General features: G+C 32.1%; 16 protein-coding genes. 10 read left to right on the top strand and 6 right to left on the bottom strand.

Going from position 1 to position 15958, the window contains the following annotated elements:
• Nucleotides 1–106: 106 nt before the first annotated feature.
• The 5 genes from NLJ00_RS17250 to NLJ00_RS17270 all read left to right on the top strand — a co-directional run bounded on the left by NLJ00_RS17250 (nt 107) and on the right by NLJ00_RS17270 (nt 4270).
• The gene (locus tag NLJ00_RS17250) at nt 107–340 is read left to right on the top strand and encodes a hypothetical protein (RefSeq protein WP_256634730.1); all 234 of its coding nucleotides are present in this window, start codon (nt 107–109) and stop codon (nt 338–340) included.
• A gap of 171 nt (nt 341–511) precedes the next feature.
• Nucleotides 512–1534 (top strand): LLM class flavin-dependent oxidoreductase, encoded by a 1023-nt coding sequence (locus NLJ00_RS17255; protein ID WP_256634731.1) that lies wholly within the window; start codon nt 512–514, stop codon nt 1532–1534.
• Nucleotides 1535–1970: 436 nt separating this feature from the next.
• Nucleotides 1971–2342, top strand: a complete 372-nt coding sequence (locus NLJ00_RS17260) for a nuclear transport factor 2 family protein (RefSeq protein ID WP_053471192.1) — start codon at nt 1971–1973, stop codon at nt 2340–2342.
• Nucleotides 2343–2519: 177 nt separating this feature from the next.
• Nucleotides 2520–3461 (top strand): aldo/keto reductase, encoded by a 942-nt coding sequence (locus tag NLJ00_RS17265; protein ID WP_269468171.1) that lies wholly within the window; start codon nt 2520–2522, stop codon nt 3459–3461.
• Between the two features lie 191 nt (nt 3462–3652).
• On the top strand, nt 3653–4270 hold the full coding sequence (locus NLJ00_RS17270; RefSeq protein WP_256634732.1) for a hypothetical protein: 618 nt from the start codon (nt 3653–3655) through the stop codon (nt 4268–4270).
• Between the two features lie 284 nt (nt 4271–4554).
• Here the strand turns inward: NLJ00_RS17270 and NLJ00_RS17275 are convergent, their stop codons facing one another.
• Together NLJ00_RS17275 and NLJ00_RS17280 are read right to left on the bottom strand one after the other, a co-directional pair.
• Entirely contained in the window at nt 4555–5250 is a 696-nt protein-coding gene (locus NLJ00_RS17275) for a LytR/AlgR family response regulator transcription factor (protein WP_256634733.1), read from the bottom strand.
• A complete protein-coding gene (locus NLJ00_RS17280) occupies nt 5247–6857 on the bottom strand; it encodes a histidine kinase (protein WP_256634734.1) in 1611 nt (536 codons plus the stop codon). The genes NLJ00_RS17275 and NLJ00_RS17280 overlap by 4 nt, the downstream gene beginning before the upstream one ends.
• Before the next feature lie 164 nt (nt 6858–7021).
• Between NLJ00_RS17280 and NLJ00_RS17285 the strand changes: the two genes are divergently transcribed.
• From NLJ00_RS17285 to NLJ00_RS17295, 3 genes are all read left to right on the top strand, one after another.
• Entirely contained in the window at nt 7022–9397 is a 2376-nt protein-coding gene (locus tag NLJ00_RS17285; protein WP_256634735.1) for an outer membrane beta-barrel family protein, read from the top strand.
• 73 nt (nt 9398–9470) lie between these two features.
• The gene (locus NLJ00_RS17290) at nt 9471–9998 is read left to right on the top strand and encodes a GNAT family N-acetyltransferase (RefSeq protein WP_256634736.1); all 528 of its coding nucleotides are present in this window, start codon (nt 9471–9473) and stop codon (nt 9996–9998) included.
• A gap of 103 nt (nt 9999–10101) precedes the next feature.
• A complete protein-coding gene (locus tag NLJ00_RS17295; protein WP_256634737.1) occupies nt 10102–10800 on the top strand; it encodes a DUF1826 domain-containing protein in 699 nt (232 codons plus the stop codon).
• Nucleotides 10801–10967: 167 nt separating this feature from the next.
• Here the strand turns inward: NLJ00_RS17295 and NLJ00_RS17300 are convergent, their stop codons facing one another.
• The 4 genes from NLJ00_RS17300 to NLJ00_RS17315 form a co-directional block, all read right to left on the bottom strand.
• A complete protein-coding gene (locus NLJ00_RS17300; protein ID WP_256634738.1) occupies nt 10968–11894 on the bottom strand; it encodes a hypothetical protein in 927 nt (308 codons plus the stop codon).
• A gap of 148 nt (nt 11895–12042) precedes the next feature.
• Entirely contained in the window at nt 12043–13077 is a 1035-nt protein-coding gene (locus NLJ00_RS17305) for a hypothetical protein (protein WP_256634739.1), read from the bottom strand.
• A gap of 136 nt (nt 13078–13213) precedes the next feature.
• Nucleotides 13214–13615 carry an XRE family transcriptional regulator gene (locus NLJ00_RS17310; RefSeq protein ID WP_256634740.1) on the bottom strand — a complete coding sequence of 134 codons (402 nt, stop codon included), beginning with the start codon at nt 13613–13615 and terminating at the stop codon, nt 13214–13216.
• A gap of 187 nt (nt 13616–13802) precedes the next feature.
• Nucleotides 13803–14156, bottom strand: coding sequence for a winged helix-turn-helix transcriptional regulator (locus tag NLJ00_RS17315; protein WP_256634741.1), 354 nt, complete (start codon nt 14154–14156; stop codon nt 13803–13805).
• An 84-nt stretch (nt 14157–14240) separates the two neighbouring features.
• Between NLJ00_RS17315 and NLJ00_RS17320 the strand changes: the two genes are divergently transcribed.
• Together NLJ00_RS17320 and NLJ00_RS17325 are read left to right on the top strand one after the other, a co-directional pair.
• Nucleotides 14241–15035, top strand: a complete 795-nt coding sequence (locus NLJ00_RS17320) for an SDR family oxidoreductase (protein WP_256634742.1) — start codon at nt 14241–14243, stop codon at nt 15033–15035.
• A gap of 204 nt (nt 15036–15239) precedes the next feature.
• Nucleotides 15240–15800 (top strand): hypothetical protein, encoded by a 561-nt coding sequence (locus NLJ00_RS17325; RefSeq protein WP_256634743.1) that lies wholly within the window; start codon nt 15240–15242, stop codon nt 15798–15800.
• Nucleotides 15801–15958: the final 158 nt, after the last annotated feature.

Raw genomic sequence — 15958 nt, forward strand, 5'->3', positions numbered from 1 at the left:
GATAGATTTATCAATTTAATGGTGTTTGCCATCGTTTTCTTTATTGCTGTTTTATTAATCTCTAAAATAGTTTAGGTTTATAGTAACAGAATTTATTTTAAAGATTATGAAAATTATAAATCCTATAATTGACCCTAAAATAAACTTAGCTAAAAATTTCTTTTCGAATTCATTTAAAAATAAAATAGAAACATCAGCAGTTAAAGAAGCTAAGGAATTAGTTGATTTTACTATTGAAAAAAACAAAGCTGCTCATACTTTTTGGATCAAAAAATTTTTAAAAAACTGTTATAATTTGTTGATGAAAAGTGATACAGAAAAAATGTACAGAAACAATTGAAAAGATAAAAAGGATATTTACACGAGATGAATTTCCTGCTAAAACTTAAAAGCATATTACGTGTTCGTTACGACAAATCTTAGCAAATCATAACAGTTTAGATATAAAGAGTATAGTTTCACTCAATAATGATGCGTATATTTGAGATTATAAATTATAACAATGCTATCTATGAAAAAAATAGGATTTTTATCGTTTGGGCATTGGGCCAATCATCCATCATATAAAGCACGTACAGCAAGCGATACACTTCTTCAATCAATTGATTTAGCCGTTGCTGCAGAAGAAATAGGCATAGACGGAGCTTATTTCAGAGTACATCATTTCGCGCAGCAGCTTGCGTCTCCGTTTCCTTTGCTTTCGGCCATTGGTGCCAAAACAAGCAAAATAGAAATTGGAACAGGCGTTATCGATATGCGATATGAAAATCCTTTGTATATGGTTGAAGATGCCGGTGCCGCAGACTTAATTTCAGAAGGACGTTTACAATTAGGAATCAGCAGGGGATCGCCGGAACAAGTTATTGACGGCTGGCGCTCTTTTGGTTATGAACCTTTAGAAGGAGAAACTGATGCTGATATGGGACGTAAAAAAGCGTTGGAATTTTTAGAGAAATTAGACGGTGTAGGATTTGCCGAGCCAAATCCATATCCGATGTTTCCAAATCCGCCGGGATTATTGCGTTTGGAACCACATTCAGAAGGATTACGCGATCGAATTTGGTGGGGAGCAGCCTCTAATGCTACTGCTGTTTGGGCAGCTGAAAACGGAATGCATCTGCAAAGTTCAACACTGAAATTTGACGAAAACGGAAAACCTTTCCATATCCAGCAAGCAGAACAAATCAGGATATACAAAGAAGCCTGGAAAAAAGCCGGACATGATCGCGAACCAAGAGTTTCGGTAAGCCGATCTATTTTTGCTCTGGTAAACGATCAGGATAAACTTTACTTTGGAAATCAGGGTAAAGCAGCCGATAGTTTTGGTTATATTGAAAGTGATAAACGTGCCATTTTCGGAAAAAGTTATGCCGCCGAGCCGGAAAAACTTATTGCAGAGCTTGCTCAGGATGAAGCGATTCAGGAAGCAGATACAGTATTGCTAACTATACCCAACACTTTGGGAGTTGATTATAATGTACATATATTATCTTCTATTCTAAAATATATTGCCCCGGAACTGGGCTGGCGTTAATTTTTGAAAATAAATATAAAAGAGGCTGTCTCAATTTTTGAGACAGCCTCTTTTAGTATAATTAATTTGTTTTTAGTGATTCAATTGATCACTTTTTGGTATCCGATTTATCATTCCGTAGGAATGTTTCGTAGGTAGAAAAAATAAAGATCAGTAACATTTACGTTCCGTAGGAACGTTTGACAGGTCAGATTATTAAAAACCATGTCAAAATCAAACGTTCCTACGGAACGTAAACCATTATTGCAATATAATTTTTCTACCAATGAGATGTTCCTACAGAACAAAGAAACATGTAAAATAACAAAAAGGTTGTTTTGTCATCTATTTAAGAAATAATGTAATTTATAAAGGATTAAATCTATGTTAAAGCTTTACCTGCATTTCATTATTAGTTTGTAATTTGTATAACTATTTAATTATTAAAAGATTGATTATGGAAACGCAAATTATTGAACTGGAAAAAAAATATTGGCAGGGAATGGAGAATCACGATTACGAAACGGTAAAACAGCTTACATATTTTCCTTGTATAATTGCCGGCAAAAATGGTGTACAAAGTGTCGATGAAGCCAAATTTAAAAAGATGTTTGAATCAGGCGATGGTGATAAAATAAAAGTATTAAGTATTTCTGATGTCGAAGCAAAGTCGATTGAAAATACTGCAATAATAGGATACGTAATAGAATTAGGAATACAAGATGCTAAAGAAAAAGCTCCTGTAAAATGTGCCTGCACTTCGACCTGGATCAAACAAAATAATAATTGGGTTTGTGCTTTGCATACTGAAGCTGAGTTGTCTCAGTAATGATTATAAAAATAATTTAAATGCATTATAAAAACTCTAAATCATTGATTTGGAGTTTTTTTTATAGTAAGCGTTGACATCCTAATAATTAATTTCGCATTGAAAAATTAATATTCAATTTAAAATATAATATCTACTTTTATTAGCTCATTTAAATTGACTAATACACTAACTATTATGAATAACCAAAACCAAAAAAATGAAATAAACCGACGCAGATTTTTACAAAGCACTGCAGCTGCAGGAATTTACCTGGGTCTATTTGGAATGCCCAATCTATTCGGTAATGAAATAATGGATAATAATGCTAAAGAAATTACAAATGTTAAGCTGAACAATAGCGTAAAAATGCCGATCCTCGGATTTGGAACTTACGGATTAAGAGGTGAAGTATGCCAGCAATCTGTAGCAGATGCTTTATCAGTAGGTTACCGCCTTATTGACACTGCAAAAATATATGGAAATGAAGAAGCAGTAGGAAAAGGAATAAAACAAAGCGGAATCAACAGAAAGGAGCTTTTTGTTACCTCAAAACTATGGGTTGATGATGCCGGTTATGAAAATGCAAAAAAAGGTTTTGAAGAAACACTGACTAAATTGGGACTTGATTATCTTGATCTATATCTTATACACCGTCCGAGAGGTGATGTGAAAGGATCCTGGAAAGCAATGGAAGAACTTTATAAAGCTGGAAAAATTAGAGCTATAGGAATAAGTAACTTCGATTCAAATCAATTAGCTGATCTTTTGTCTTATGCTCAGGTAAAACCAGTTATAAACCAGATTGAGACACATGCTTATTTTCAGCAGGGAGATGCCTATAATTTACTAAAGAAACATAATATCCAAATGGAGGCGTGGGCCCCTTTTGCCGAAGGTCGCAATGGACTTTTTACAAATGAAGTATTCACTCAGATTGCCAAAAAGTACAATAAGACCGTTGCTCAGGTAAATTTGAGATGGCATTATCAACGCGGTATTGTTGCCATTCCGAGATCTTCTCAAAAAGCACACATTGTAGAAAATCTTGATATATTTAATTTCAAACTCGATAAAGGAGATATGAGTGCAATTGAAAAATTGGACTTAAATAAAACCCAGTTTCCGGAATGGAGTTAAGTAATGATATAGTAACTGTATTGCTCTGATCTTATATATAAAAAAAACCTCTTTAATTAGAGGCTTTTTTTATATGTTTTTTGAGCATTATGTATACCAGAAAATAAGAGTTATTGTAAAAACTGGTCTATTAACAAGTTAGCAATCCTAACTAATTTTGTACTATAACTTAATGAATAATTATTTCACCAATGTCAAAATTTCATCTCAATATTCAGAAATTAGTTCAAGGGGAATTTAAAATACAAAAGGTAAATATAGCATTTGTATTTCAAGTAAACTGCCCGGGGTGTTTTATATATGGTATTCCTATTATAAATAATCTTTACAGATTATTTAGCAGTAATGTTGGCTTTATTGGTGTAGCAACTGCTTTTGAAGACTTTGAATACAATAACGAAGCAAACTTAAAACTTTTATTAGATAACGGTACATTAGTTGGAGAAACCAAAAAATATTTTAAATCAAATTATGGACTTTCTAACTATTCAGAAATTCCAAAATTTCCTGTAGCTTTTGACAGTATTATATCTTCTGAAGAGTTAATAAACTCAGATAAGATTGAAGTAATTTGTAATGCTATTCCAAATTTTTCAAATTTTTCAGAAAAAGAAAAAGAAATATTACTGATGAAAATAAAGTCATATTACTCTGAGATGCCTTTAATAGCAGAAACCTTCACAATTAATCAATTACAAGGAACTCCTTCTTTTATTATTTTTGATGACAACTATAATATTTTAGGACATCATTTCGGTCATATAAATGAAGAAACACTAAAAACCAGATTAGAACATTTCTTGTCTTAATTCATTTTTTTAGAATTATTTTTCCCTCTTTCCCAGAAATTCTCATGAACTGAAAAGCGGCCAAAGCTGTAACAACTCCTTTGGCAATATTATGACACTCTTAAAGAATATCTCTTCCAGATACAAAATTGACAGTTTCCTATAATTAGCTTATCACAATTCAGAAAGGTAAGACAGACTTACCAGAAAATAGTTTATAATATTAAAACATCTGGAAAATAAAGTTTATCTGATCTTTTTTTAAAATAACATGTCTGAATCTGAGTAATTATTCAAACCAAAAACTAAATCAACTTATGTCTGATTTCTTTGTATTTTGAACGACCCACAGGTAATAACTCACCACTTTTAAGTAATATATTATATTTTCCGCCGGCTTCAACAATCAGTTTATCTGCTTCCTGCCAGCACAGAATATAGGATTTATGAATTCGCTCGAAATCTGTTGGGAGGAGTTTTTCTAATGATTCCAGAGATTTATCATGCAGTTCTACACGGCCGTTTACCAAATGTAGTTCAGTATAAATTCCTGCGCCTTTTATATATCTTATGTCTTTAATTGTGATCAGTTTAATTGTTTTTGCCTTTTTTACGGCTAAAAACTGAATATCCTGACTATTTGTTTTTTCCGGTGTTGTAAAACGTGTAAAGGCCTGAGTAAGTCTGTTTGCATCAAATGGTTTAGGAACAAAATCCAAAACACCATAATTAAAAGCCATAATCGCTTTATCTGTATAAGCGGAAATAATAATAGTTTGAAAAGATTTTGCGACAACGGTCTGAAGTACTTCAAATCCGTCCTCGCCATTCAAATTCAAATCGAGAAGCAGTAAATCAATGGACTGTTTTTCGATTGTGTTTAGTCCGTTTTCAACAGAATCGCTAAGCAGAATCTGAACCTCTTTATCAAAAAAATCACGGGTCATTCTTTCGATTCTTTTGGCAATTCGGGCTTCGTCTTCAATAATTAGAATTTTCATTTTTTATCAAAAATTTTAATTGTTGTACACCATCCATCTTCTACAGCAAAAGAGTCAAATTCCCAATTACTGCCATAACTTTCATTTAATCGGGCTTTGATGTATTTAAAACCTGTTCCGTTGCTGTTTTCTTTCTTTCTGTTTCGGTTTTTTGCCACGGTTAACAAGGTATATTGTTTGTATTGTTTTTCTCTGGTAAAACTCAAACAAAAAGTAATACAGCCTTGTTTTGGAGGTAAACTATGTGTGATTCCGTTTTCTATAATGGTATGAATAACTGCAGGCGGAATTTCTTCATTGGCATCAATATTCTTTTCTTCCCAGTTATAACAAACTTCTTTTCGAAAAGACATTACTTCTAAATGTTTTCGGCATAATTCGATTTCCTGATGAATTGGAATCAAGGTATCCTCTGCAATAGAATTCATGATATCAAATTCATCAGCCAGTGCCCGAATAAATACAACGCCCTGCTGCGGAGATTCTTCGATCCAGTCTATCAATGAAGTCAGTGTGTTACGCAGAAAGTGCGGCTGAATATTTTTCTTAACGAGTTCTAGCTGTAATCTCGATGAAAGCAATAGCGAAGCATTGTGAGCTTCTTCGAGTGCTTTTGCCCTGATAGTATGCAGATAAAGCATAGAAAGGACAATGATTGTAAAGGCTATAAACAATCCAAAATCATAAAACATATATTTATTTACAATTACACTTGCCAGTAAACCCATCACGACTATTAAGCTGCCTTTAATTTTTCTAAATGCCGCATCGATAGCAATAATTAAAGATAAAGCACACATGGCATAACTAAAATAAATGGCCGTGTAATCATAATGACCGTAGTAAACAATATAAATTATTAGAAGAGTTACAATCAAAAGAAATAAAAACAATCGTTTTCTTTTAAAACTAAACTGCAGCATAAAATACCAGGGAACCAGTATTGAAATTACAAATGTCAGTAAACCGACAATCTGCAATCGGGTATAAAAGTGGGTATACGGAATATCAATATAAAATTTCACGTATTCTATAATAAGCAGGCAGAAAAAGAGCAGACAGATTATTCCAAAAAGTAAAACGGTTGCTTCTTTATGAGTACTATTTATGTAGAGAAAGAAATAATAAATAAAGGCAATTAAAAAAGCCCCAGCCATCAAATTCATAAAAGACATCACAACAAGCGGTGCACGATGAAGTCTTAAAAAGCTCTCCAATTTTAAGCCAATGCTGCGGTTTGCATCCCGAATTTTAGATTGTGTTCCAATTACCGTAACAATGTGTTTGCCTGTATTAGCCAATTTTTCGGGTATTTGATAATAAGTCAGTTCAGTTCCCGGAATTTCAGGCTGTCCTGATTTTGCCATTTTACCGTTGCTTCCCACAAAAACACCATCCCAATAAACATCAAAAGAACCAAAAGCAGTTACCTGTAAACCTAACGGAGTAGATTTATTTTCACGTTTAAGGATTTCGATTTCTATTGGAACTTTAAAAACAGAGTTGTCGGATTTGCCCAAATAATCATGAGGACGATTTTCATCATCAACATAATATGTTACATCCGATTTCACGTACTCAGTATATTGTTTACAGGATGAAAACATTAGCAGTAATAAAACTATAAAAAAGGGCGGTCGATACATGAGATAAAGATAAAATAAATATCGAATACCTAAATGCATTTCAAAAGCTCTTAGAGCCGTTTGCATGTTTTAAAAGGTAAGATTTTATTTTATAAAGTAATCTTGTATCATCAAAACCAATAAATATGAAAACCTTAATAGCCAGTATTTTAATTTTATTTATTCCAATGTTTAGCCTGGCGCAGAAAGCAGCTGTTTCGGGCAAAGTTCAGGACAATATAACTAAAGAAGCAATTCCGTATGTGACCGTATCCATACAAGACAATACCTCAAAAACAATTGCAGTTGGCGTAACAGACGACCAAGGTATGTTTAATCTCGAAGAACTGCCAAGCGGTAAAATGATCATTTCTTTTAGTTATATCGGATATCAAAATTATATTCAAACATTCGAAATCATTTCGGGGAAACCAAAAACAGAATTAGGAACTATTCTTTTAAATGCCGATGCTGTGCAATTAAATGCAGTTGAAGTTACAGGACAAAAATCCAGCGTAAGTTTAAAACTCGATAAAAAAGTTTTTGAAGTAGGTAAAGATGTGCTTTCGCAGAATGGCTCTGCTCACGATGTTTTAAACGGAGTTCCTTCGGTAACAGTTAGTCCAACGGGAGGAATAAGTCTTCGTGGCAATAGCAGCGTTTTGGTATTAATCAACGGACGTCAGTCTGGTTTAACGCAAAGCAATTCACTCGACCAAATTGCAGCCGACCAAATTGAACGCATTGAAGTAATAACGAATCCTTCGTCCCGATATGACGCTTCGGGGTCGGCAGGAATTATCAATATTATATTAAAGAAAAATAAAAAAAGTGGTTTCAGCGGTCAGGTTCGATTAGTTGCCGGATCGCCAAATGACAGCCGACTTAATCCAAGCATCAATTTTAAATCGGATAAAATTAATATTTTTTCCAATTTTGGTATACGTTCTTCGGATTATGTTGGATTATATACTACAAATCAGTCGACTATGAATAATGGTACTCCAAATTACCTTAACCATGTGCAAAATGAGGATCGCCACGACGACGGAAAATTGATGTATCTGGGTGCTGATTATTATATTGATGAACATCACACCATTACTGCAGCTTTTTTAAAAAATGCCACGACAGATGATGATAAAACCCGTTTATTGTATGATTACAGCAATGCAAACCATGTACAAGACAGTCTTTTAACAAGACAAGGAAAATCATTAGAAAAAAGAGATTACAACCAATTCGAGTTTAATTATACGCAGACTTTTAAAAAGCCATCAAAAAAATGGACTATCGATGTTCAGTACGATTGGTGGAACAGTGATAAAAAGTGGGATCTTTCAACACAGCGTATATATCCGGAAACGCCGGCTTATCCCGGTATTAGAACCAACTCAATAGGAAGCAGTAAAGATTTGCTTATACAAACTGATTTTGTCCAGCCAATTGATTCTGTTTCTGTATTTGAAATGGGTGTTAAAACAGAGATTCGTAAAGTTTCCAGTCAGTTTTTGGCAGAGCAGGAACAGGGGAATGTTTGGTCGATTTATCAAAATATTGACAATGATCTGGATTATACCGAAACCATTTCAAGTGCTTACGCGCAATACAGCAACAAGTTTAGGAGATTTAATTATATGTTTGGGCTTCGTACAGAATTCACCAAAATTTCTATTACAGATATTAAAAACACCTACAACGACGATAAAAAATACAATAGATTATTTCCAACCGTTAATTTAAGTTACAAGTTTGAAGGATCTACTTTGCAGTTAAATTACAGCAAACGCATTAACCGTCCGCCGTTATATGCTTTGTACCCTTTTAACGAACTGACCGATTTAAATGCGCAATATGTTGGTAATCCAGATCTAAATCCTTCTTATTCTGATGTGTTTGAACTGGGTTTTCTTAAAGCGTGGAAAAAGCTTACGCTTAATCCTTCTGTTTATTATCAATGGGAGAGTGGTTATATTCAGGATTTTACGTATCGTGAAAATGATATATTTTTTACAACGCCTATTAATATTCAGCATGAAATACGAAGCGGTATAGAACTTTCGACCTTATATAATCCGTTAAAATGGCTTCAGGTCAATTTAGAAATGAATTTTTATCATTTTACACAAAAAGGAATTTATCAGGACGAAAACCTTGATTATAGCGGAAAAACTTTTACAGGACGTTTAAGTACACAGGTTAAACTTCCATCAAAATTCAGTTTTCAGGGGCGTTATAACTTTCGAGGTGCACAGCAAAATGCGCAAACACGAAATGATGCATTGCAATCGCTTGATTTTGGTTTAAGCAAAATTTTATTAAAAGATAAAGCTACCATTGTATTTGATGTAACAAATGCTTTTGACTTACGCCAAAATAAAAGCACAACAACGGGTACAGATTATTATATTACCGAAAACAGTATTCCAAATGCAGCCCGCTACAGACTTAGTTTTGTGTATCGTTTTAATTTAACAGATCCAAAAGCAATCAGGCAGGCGAGTAGTGCTAATCGTAATTAATACGGCTGTAATTTATTTATTATATGCTTACATTTGCGTTTCTATTAAAAATCAAGATTGAAAATATTAGCACATGATAAAAGAACCTGAATACAAAATTTGTTCAGAAGATGATATACCGCAGATTTTGGAAGTATATAAGCAGTCCTATAAAGAACATTATCTCTATTTATGGACTGATAATGGTGAAAATTATATGAACGCCAGCTTTACAAAAGAAAAAATAATTTCAGAAATGAATGTGCCCCAAACTCAGTTCTATCTCATTTACGATCAGGAATTAGCTATAGGCGTATTAAAAATTAATAATAATAAATCTGCAGACGGAAAAAAAGATACTAATGCTTTAGAAATTGAGCGGTTGTATTTTCTAAAAGAAGCTGCCGGGAAAGGTTTAGGAAAAGCTACTCTTAAAATGGTTTTACAACTTGCAGCTCATGAAAATAAAAAGACGATTTGGCTCAAAGCAATGAAGTGTTCAGACGCACTAAAGTTTTATGAAAAGCAAAATTTTAAAGTGACAGCCGAAATGGATTTGACATATCCTTTTATAAAAGACGAATTTAAAGGTATGGTTGTAATGGAGAAAGAGGTCAAATAATTTTTGACTTTAAAGTTTTTTTAATTTGTGATTCAGCAGAAACTATGGCTGTATCATTTCTATTTTTTATTAGAGAAGTAACTTAATCTCTTAATATCATATTATGAATAATATATTTTCTGAAAACAGCCAAATTGGAGTTGTATCTACATTCTCAGATCTTGTACATACCAATTTCAAGGGAGAAATGAATGCGTTATGCTGGCACAGAAATTTAGATGGAGATTTTAACGAAATTGTAGCCAAGTTATCTTTAAAAGAAAATATAACAGAAATTCATCCCGAAGATTTAATCGCTCTCCAACTCTCAGAAAAGGGAAATATAGCAAGAGAAATAATCTTAAATGATTTACAATTATTAACTGATTTTGGCGCTTCGCCTTCTCTTAATTTACTGAAATGTTACGAACGTGATGATGAATTTGATTTCATTTCGACAGATGTGTATTCGTTTCATGTTGATCGTTCGCCCATAGTAACCGATACTTTTTTATGCACTTATTACGGAGCGGCAAGCGATATTGTTTCTAATTCGCAGGCAGAACAAAAAATCCTGATTCCAGAAATCCGAGAAAAGCTAAAAGAGCTGCACGATGGACCAGCAGAAGAATTCGAAGACTTTTTAACAGAAAATTATTTTGATTTGCATTATCAGGTACATGAAGATGCAGAACCTGTTAATTTAGGTTTAGGACATCTTTGGCGTCTGGCTGTCGATCATCCAAAACAACAAGTTCTGCCTTGTATTCATAGAGCACCTATAGAAAATGAAGGGGAGTATAGGTTATTGTTGATTTGTTGAGGGAAATTATATTTTAAATGAAAATAGTTTTTTATTGCTAAGATATACTTTGCGGGCACGGATTACAAATCCGCGCTATCGGGTTATAGAATTAAATACTGGATTTTCTTTTTAAATCTGTAACGATATACTTTGCGGGCACGCATTGCAAATCCGCGCTATCGGGCTTAATAATATGTAATTACGTGTTTAATTTTTCGAGTTTTTCCATTTCTATAATCCTTCATGATCTTTTCAATAATATTGTTGGTTTCGTCATACTTGTTTTCAGTTTTAAGAATTAGTATTTCTTTTGCATATTCTTCTTCAACCAATAGTAATTTATTAGCAGAAAATGTTAAAATTTTTTTTTGCGAATGATCTTTATTAATGTATCTAACTACTTTGGTTAATTTCGTTTCTTTATCATAAATAAAATCATCGCTGTTGAACTTGTAGTAATCGTAAATACTTTTGTAAAGTGTTGTATTTGAGGGGAATTTAAAGTCTTCTGTAATGAATTCATGACCTTCGCCATCCGAAACTATTTTTTTAATAATACCGTTATTATAAATATAATCTTTGTAAGTTATTAAAGCTTTTCCAATTGTCTTGTTAGAATTTTGTTGCGTAAAAATTTCTTTAGTAAGTCTATTAAGAGTATCATATCTATATTCTGTGATTTGATAATACCATCTTTTACCACTGCTATATTGTATGTGTTTGTTAAGCAGTAAGTTTTGATTTTTGTCAAATTGATTAAAATAAGAATTTGTTGTGTCTTTTCTTAATGTAAGCATTGTATATTCGAAAGATGAGTTTTCAGAATCGTTGTATTTTTTTATTGTGATGCGATAGTCATCATTATAATAAATCATTCTTCCTTTAACATCATATTTTTTATTGAAATATTGCGTTTTAGGATCATATCCGACATAATCTATTATATTTCCATCCTCATTATAAGAAATGCTTTTTTCTCTTTCATTATTTACGTAAGTTACTACGGTTTTTACTTTTCCTGTGAAGTCTGAAACAGACAAATCATTACTTTGTGGATGTAAAGTATTTACAATTAAAAACAATAGGAAAGAAATAAGATAAGTTTGGCGCATATAATAACTTTTATTTTTTTGCTTAATATAATATAGAAAAAATTAGTTCTAGTTAAATATTAAAATAGTTGACGCTCACGAGCGAGACGCTCGCGCCAGCGGGGCACGGATTATAAATCCGCGCGATCGGGTACAAAACCTATAATTCTTAAAAAGATAAAACTATAACTTCATTTTCAGCTTGATACATTAAAATACCGTTTCCTGCATAAAATGCAGAATTGAAATCTCTTTTAAGTCTTTGTTTTAATTTTTCGAATTCTAAATCGTAGATTATTATGTCAGAATTTCTTATCACACAAACCAATCTATCCGTAATATAACGAGTATGTAATGTGCCAAATTCCCAATAAGCATATTTAGTTTTAATTATTCGTATTGGTTTTTTATTATCTAGGACAGAATATTCCAAAATAGAAAAACTATCGTTGTAAAATTTATCGTTCGTATATAGTAGTACTACAAAACGATCTCCTTTTGAATTAAAACTTAAATGATGAAATGCTCCATTAAAGTCAAGGTCATCCATATCATAAATCAAATCAATAGTTTTTGAATGATTGATTTTAAATATTTTTACGCCTTGAACACCATAATTTGCATGATGCGTTATAAAAGCAAATTGGTTTGTTATGTTTGTCTTTGTAACTGATTCAATGTACTCGTAACCACACCATTCTTTTTCCGGATAAATCATGTCATCACTCAATAAAACTTCAAAAGAAACTTCATCCTTCTTCCAAAATATTTTTATGGGTTTGTAATTATGATATTCATCCAGAATTGGAATAAACTCATTTTCTCTATGATAAATCAGGTAGGTTTCATTATTAGTTACTGAAAAATATTTTTTATAAATTTTTATTCCATCAGCGTCAAAATGGTAATAATTGATGCTGTCAGCATTAATCAGAACTATTATAGTGTAATCTTCATCATCTTCTCTAAATGTTTCTATTACAACATCTTTGGTAAACTCAGGAGAATGATCAAGTTTTAAATCAATTTCATTCAAAAAATTAAGTTCACGGTCGTATAATTTTAAATATAAAGAGTAATCTCTTGATGTCAATTGATACGTTTTCTTATTATGTTCATCAAAATGAATTGCTATTACTTCATAATTATATTGATAATCTAGAATGAAATACTTTTTATTTTCATAATTATTTATAGTATTCATTTCATTTTTACCTTTGGAAAAATCATATGACCTTAGAATGGTGCTGTTTTCGTTTGGATTTTTATTGTTTTTTACTGTATATAAAACAATTGATGTGATACCGAAAAAAATAATAAGAAAAGAAAATGTTATCATTTTATTTACCAATCAATTTCTCAAGCCTCACCATCATTTCTTCTTTCTCCTTCAACATACGCTCGTATAAAGCAATTTTTTCTTCGTGTAATTGAATAATTTTTTCAATTGGATTATGATTGTTAATTACAAAACCAATTGCACTGTCATTGTTGTTAAATGTATTTGCGATAACATTCACCGCTTGTTCTTCATCAAAATTCTGAAAAGCTTCAACAGGAATTTTTAAAATTGCAGAGATTTGTTTCAGCAGCTTTTCTTCAATTACATCTTTCTGCTCCAGTAAAGAAATTTTCTTTTGGTTCCAGTCTTCGCCCAGATCATAAGCTAATCCTTCCTGCTTTATGTTAAGCATTTCTCTGAAACGTTTTACGTTTCTTCCCTGATGTATTTTCTGTTCCATAATGAATATCAATTTTACTGAAGGCTCAAAGATAAAGCCATTTGGCTTAAAAATCCTGAGTTTCAAAGATAAAAAAATATCCCATAATACATCTATTTTGTCAGATATTATACCGTTTCTGTTTCTATTTTAGACCAATTTCCGGCATATCCCAATGTAATATGAAATAGAGCAATGCAATATGAATTTATTTTGCTATAATTTGAGATCTGTGTTTTTTCCCAAATGTAATTAAGGCATTTATAACAGGCTGCGTTTCAGCAGCATGCTTGGTAAGTGCGTAAGTAACTGTAACTGGCTTAGTATTATTTACTGTTCTGGTAATAAGTAAATTATTTTCCAGATCCTGTAATTCTTTAGATAGAACTTTGGGAGAAATACCTCCTACAGAATTTGCAAGTAAATCTTTAAATCTTTGACTTCCATAGATGTATAAACTCAAAAGAATACAAAATTTCCATTTTCCGCTAAGCAATTCGAGAGAATCTTTTAATGCCAGCATATTTTCTTTACTGGTTTCTATACAAAAATTTTTATCCATAAATAGTAACTTTCCTAAAGGTAATTGATAACAAAAGTATAGTAAAAACTATATAGATTTGAATTTTATTAAAAATATTTTAAAATGGAAATCAAATCAAATTACAATACCGAATTAGAAGGTAAAATTGCCTTGGTTACAGGCGGAACAAAAGGAATTGGAAAAGCTATTGCTGAACGTTTGTACCAAGCAGGTGCAGTCGTAATTGTTACTGCAAGAAATAAACCTGAATTAGAAAACACTAAGACTCATTTTATTGCTGCTGATCTTACGGTTGCTAACGATGTTTTAAAACTGGAAGAACAAATTGCTGAAAAATTTGGCACTATTGACATTCTTATTAATAATGTTGGCGGACTTACAACACCGGGTGGCGGCTACAAAGTATTAACTGATTCACATTGGGAGAATGAGCTGGAGCTGAATCTGATTTCAGCAATACGTTTAGACAGAACTTTACTGCCTAAAATGCAAGAAAAGAAAAGCGGTGTAATTATACATATTTCCTCTGTTGCAGGAAAACAGGCTTTATGGAATCTTAATCTGGCTTATGCCGTTTCTAAAGCTGCATTAAACAGCTACAGTAAAGCCTTGTCAACAGAAGTAGCTTCTGATGGAATACGCGTAATTACTGTTGCACCAGGTGCTACTAAAACTCCGCCAATGTTAAAATTCGTTGAAGATTTTGCTCTTTCATCGGGAATTAAAAATGAAGATGCCGAAAAGGAATTGATGAAACATGTTGGTGGTGTACCTATGGGGAGAATGGCTGAACCTGAAGAAGTTGCAGATCTTGTTGGTTTTTTGGTTTCACCAAGGGCATCTTATCTAACAGGTTCTATTTATGCAATAGACGGAGGAAGTCTTCCTGTTATATAATAATTTTAAAGCATACTTTAATTGCCGGGATACTATTATCCCGGCTTTTTTTATATAATAGTTTTGAATTAAAAAAACTGAATTTTCTAAAAGATAAAAACATCCCATAATACATCAATTTTGTAAGATATTATACCTATGTTGAGAATAGGTTATCCTTTTAAAAGAATAGAATTTCGCTTGATAATTTTAAATCTCATTATTATGAAAATGAATAAAATATCCTACGATACAGGATTTTGGGCAGGGTTTGAGGCAGGAAATCCATTTAAGGCAATTGAAGCCTTTTTTGACTTTGCAGTTCTTGATTATTATAAACAAAATTTAAGTGAGGCGGTAATTTACAGCTATAAAAGAAAAGTGCACAAAAAAGAAAATCCCAGCGATGTTTTTGTTTTATATACAGCTTTCAGCTTTTTTATCAAGGTGTGTTACTGCCTGCAAAAGAAAAGCAAAAAATGGAAAATTACAGCGTCTTTGGTTAGTGAAAGGCTTTTTCATTTTTCATCCCTAACAAAGGAAGAATACAATAATCCTTTTATTGTATTTCAAAAAGCATTTGATGAAAAAAAGCTTGAAGAATTTGAATTATTTCTATTTCAAATTCTCGAGCATTCCTTGTCTCCAGATATTGGAGATCCGGAATCTGACATAACAACGCCTTATATTCATTTAATCAAAATGCTCGATGCAGCAGAAATTATAAGAGAAAGGGGCGTTGAAAAAATCAGGAAAAAGAATAAGATTGATTTTGTAACGGAATAAATAAAACATAGCGATCACTGAATGAATTTCTTTTTTTAAAGGCTTATTAATCTCATACAACATCATCTTTTCAATTTTTTTCTACTGGGAATTGTATAACTTCTTGCTGAAATTAAATACTTCATAGTCCGTTGTCATTTGTAACTTTATTATCAAGT

Origin of the sequence: Flavobacterium panici (genome assembly GCF_024499525.1) — a bacterium.
Classification (GTDB): domain Bacteria; phylum Bacteroidota; class Bacteroidia; order Flavobacteriales; family Flavobacteriaceae; genus Flavobacterium; species Flavobacterium panici.

Coding starts and splice junctions, on each gene's coding strand:
- NLJ00_RS17250 (WP_256634730.1), top strand. CDS start 107: ATGAAAATTATAAATCCTATAATTGACCCTAAAATAAACTTAGCTAAA.
- NLJ00_RS17255 (WP_256634731.1), top strand. CDS start 512: ATGAAAAAAATAGGATTTTTATCGTTTGGGCATTGGGCCAATCATCCA.
- NLJ00_RS17260 (WP_053471192.1), top strand. CDS start 1,971: ATGGAAACGCAAATTATTGAACTGGAAAAAAAATATTGGCAGGGAATG.
- NLJ00_RS17265 (WP_269468171.1), top strand. CDS start 2,520: ATGAATAACCAAAACCAAAAAAATGAAATAAACCGACGCAGATTTTTA.
- NLJ00_RS17270 (WP_256634732.1), top strand. CDS start 3,653: ATGTCAAAATTTCATCTCAATATTCAGAAATTAGTTCAAGGGGAATTT.
- NLJ00_RS17275 (WP_256634733.1), bottom strand. CDS start 5,250: ATGAAAATTCTAATTATTGAAGACGAAGCCCGAATTGCCAAAAGAATC.
- NLJ00_RS17280 (WP_256634734.1), bottom strand. CDS start 6,857: ATGTTTTCATCCTGTAAACAATATACTGAGTACGTGAAATCGGATGTA.
- NLJ00_RS17285 (WP_256634735.1), top strand. CDS start 7,022: ATGAAAACCTTAATAGCCAGTATTTTAATTTTATTTATTCCAATGTTT.
- NLJ00_RS17290 (WP_256634736.1), top strand. CDS start 9,471: ATGATAAAAGAACCTGAATACAAAATTTGTTCAGAAGATGATATACCG.
- NLJ00_RS17295 (WP_256634737.1), top strand. CDS start 10,102: ATGAATAATATATTTTCTGAAAACAGCCAAATTGGAGTTGTATCTACA.
- NLJ00_RS17300 (WP_256634738.1), bottom strand. CDS start 11,894: ATGCGCCAAACTTATCTTATTTCTTTCCTATTGTTTTTAATTGTAAAT.
- NLJ00_RS17305 (WP_256634739.1), bottom strand. CDS start 13,077: ATGAATACTATAAATAATTATGAAAATAAAAAGTATTTCATTCTAGAT.
- NLJ00_RS17310 (WP_256634740.1), bottom strand. CDS start 13,615: ATGGAACAGAAAATACATCAGGGAAGAAACGTAAAACGTTTCAGAGAA.
- NLJ00_RS17315 (WP_256634741.1), bottom strand. CDS start 14,156: ATGGATAAAAATTTTTGTATAGAAACCAGTAAAGAAAATATGCTGGCA.
- NLJ00_RS17320 (WP_256634742.1), top strand. CDS start 14,241: ATGGAAATCAAATCAAATTACAATACCGAATTAGAAGGTAAAATTGCC.
- NLJ00_RS17325 (WP_256634743.1), top strand. CDS start 15,240: ATGAAAATGAATAAAATATCCTACGATACAGGATTTTGGGCAGGGTTT.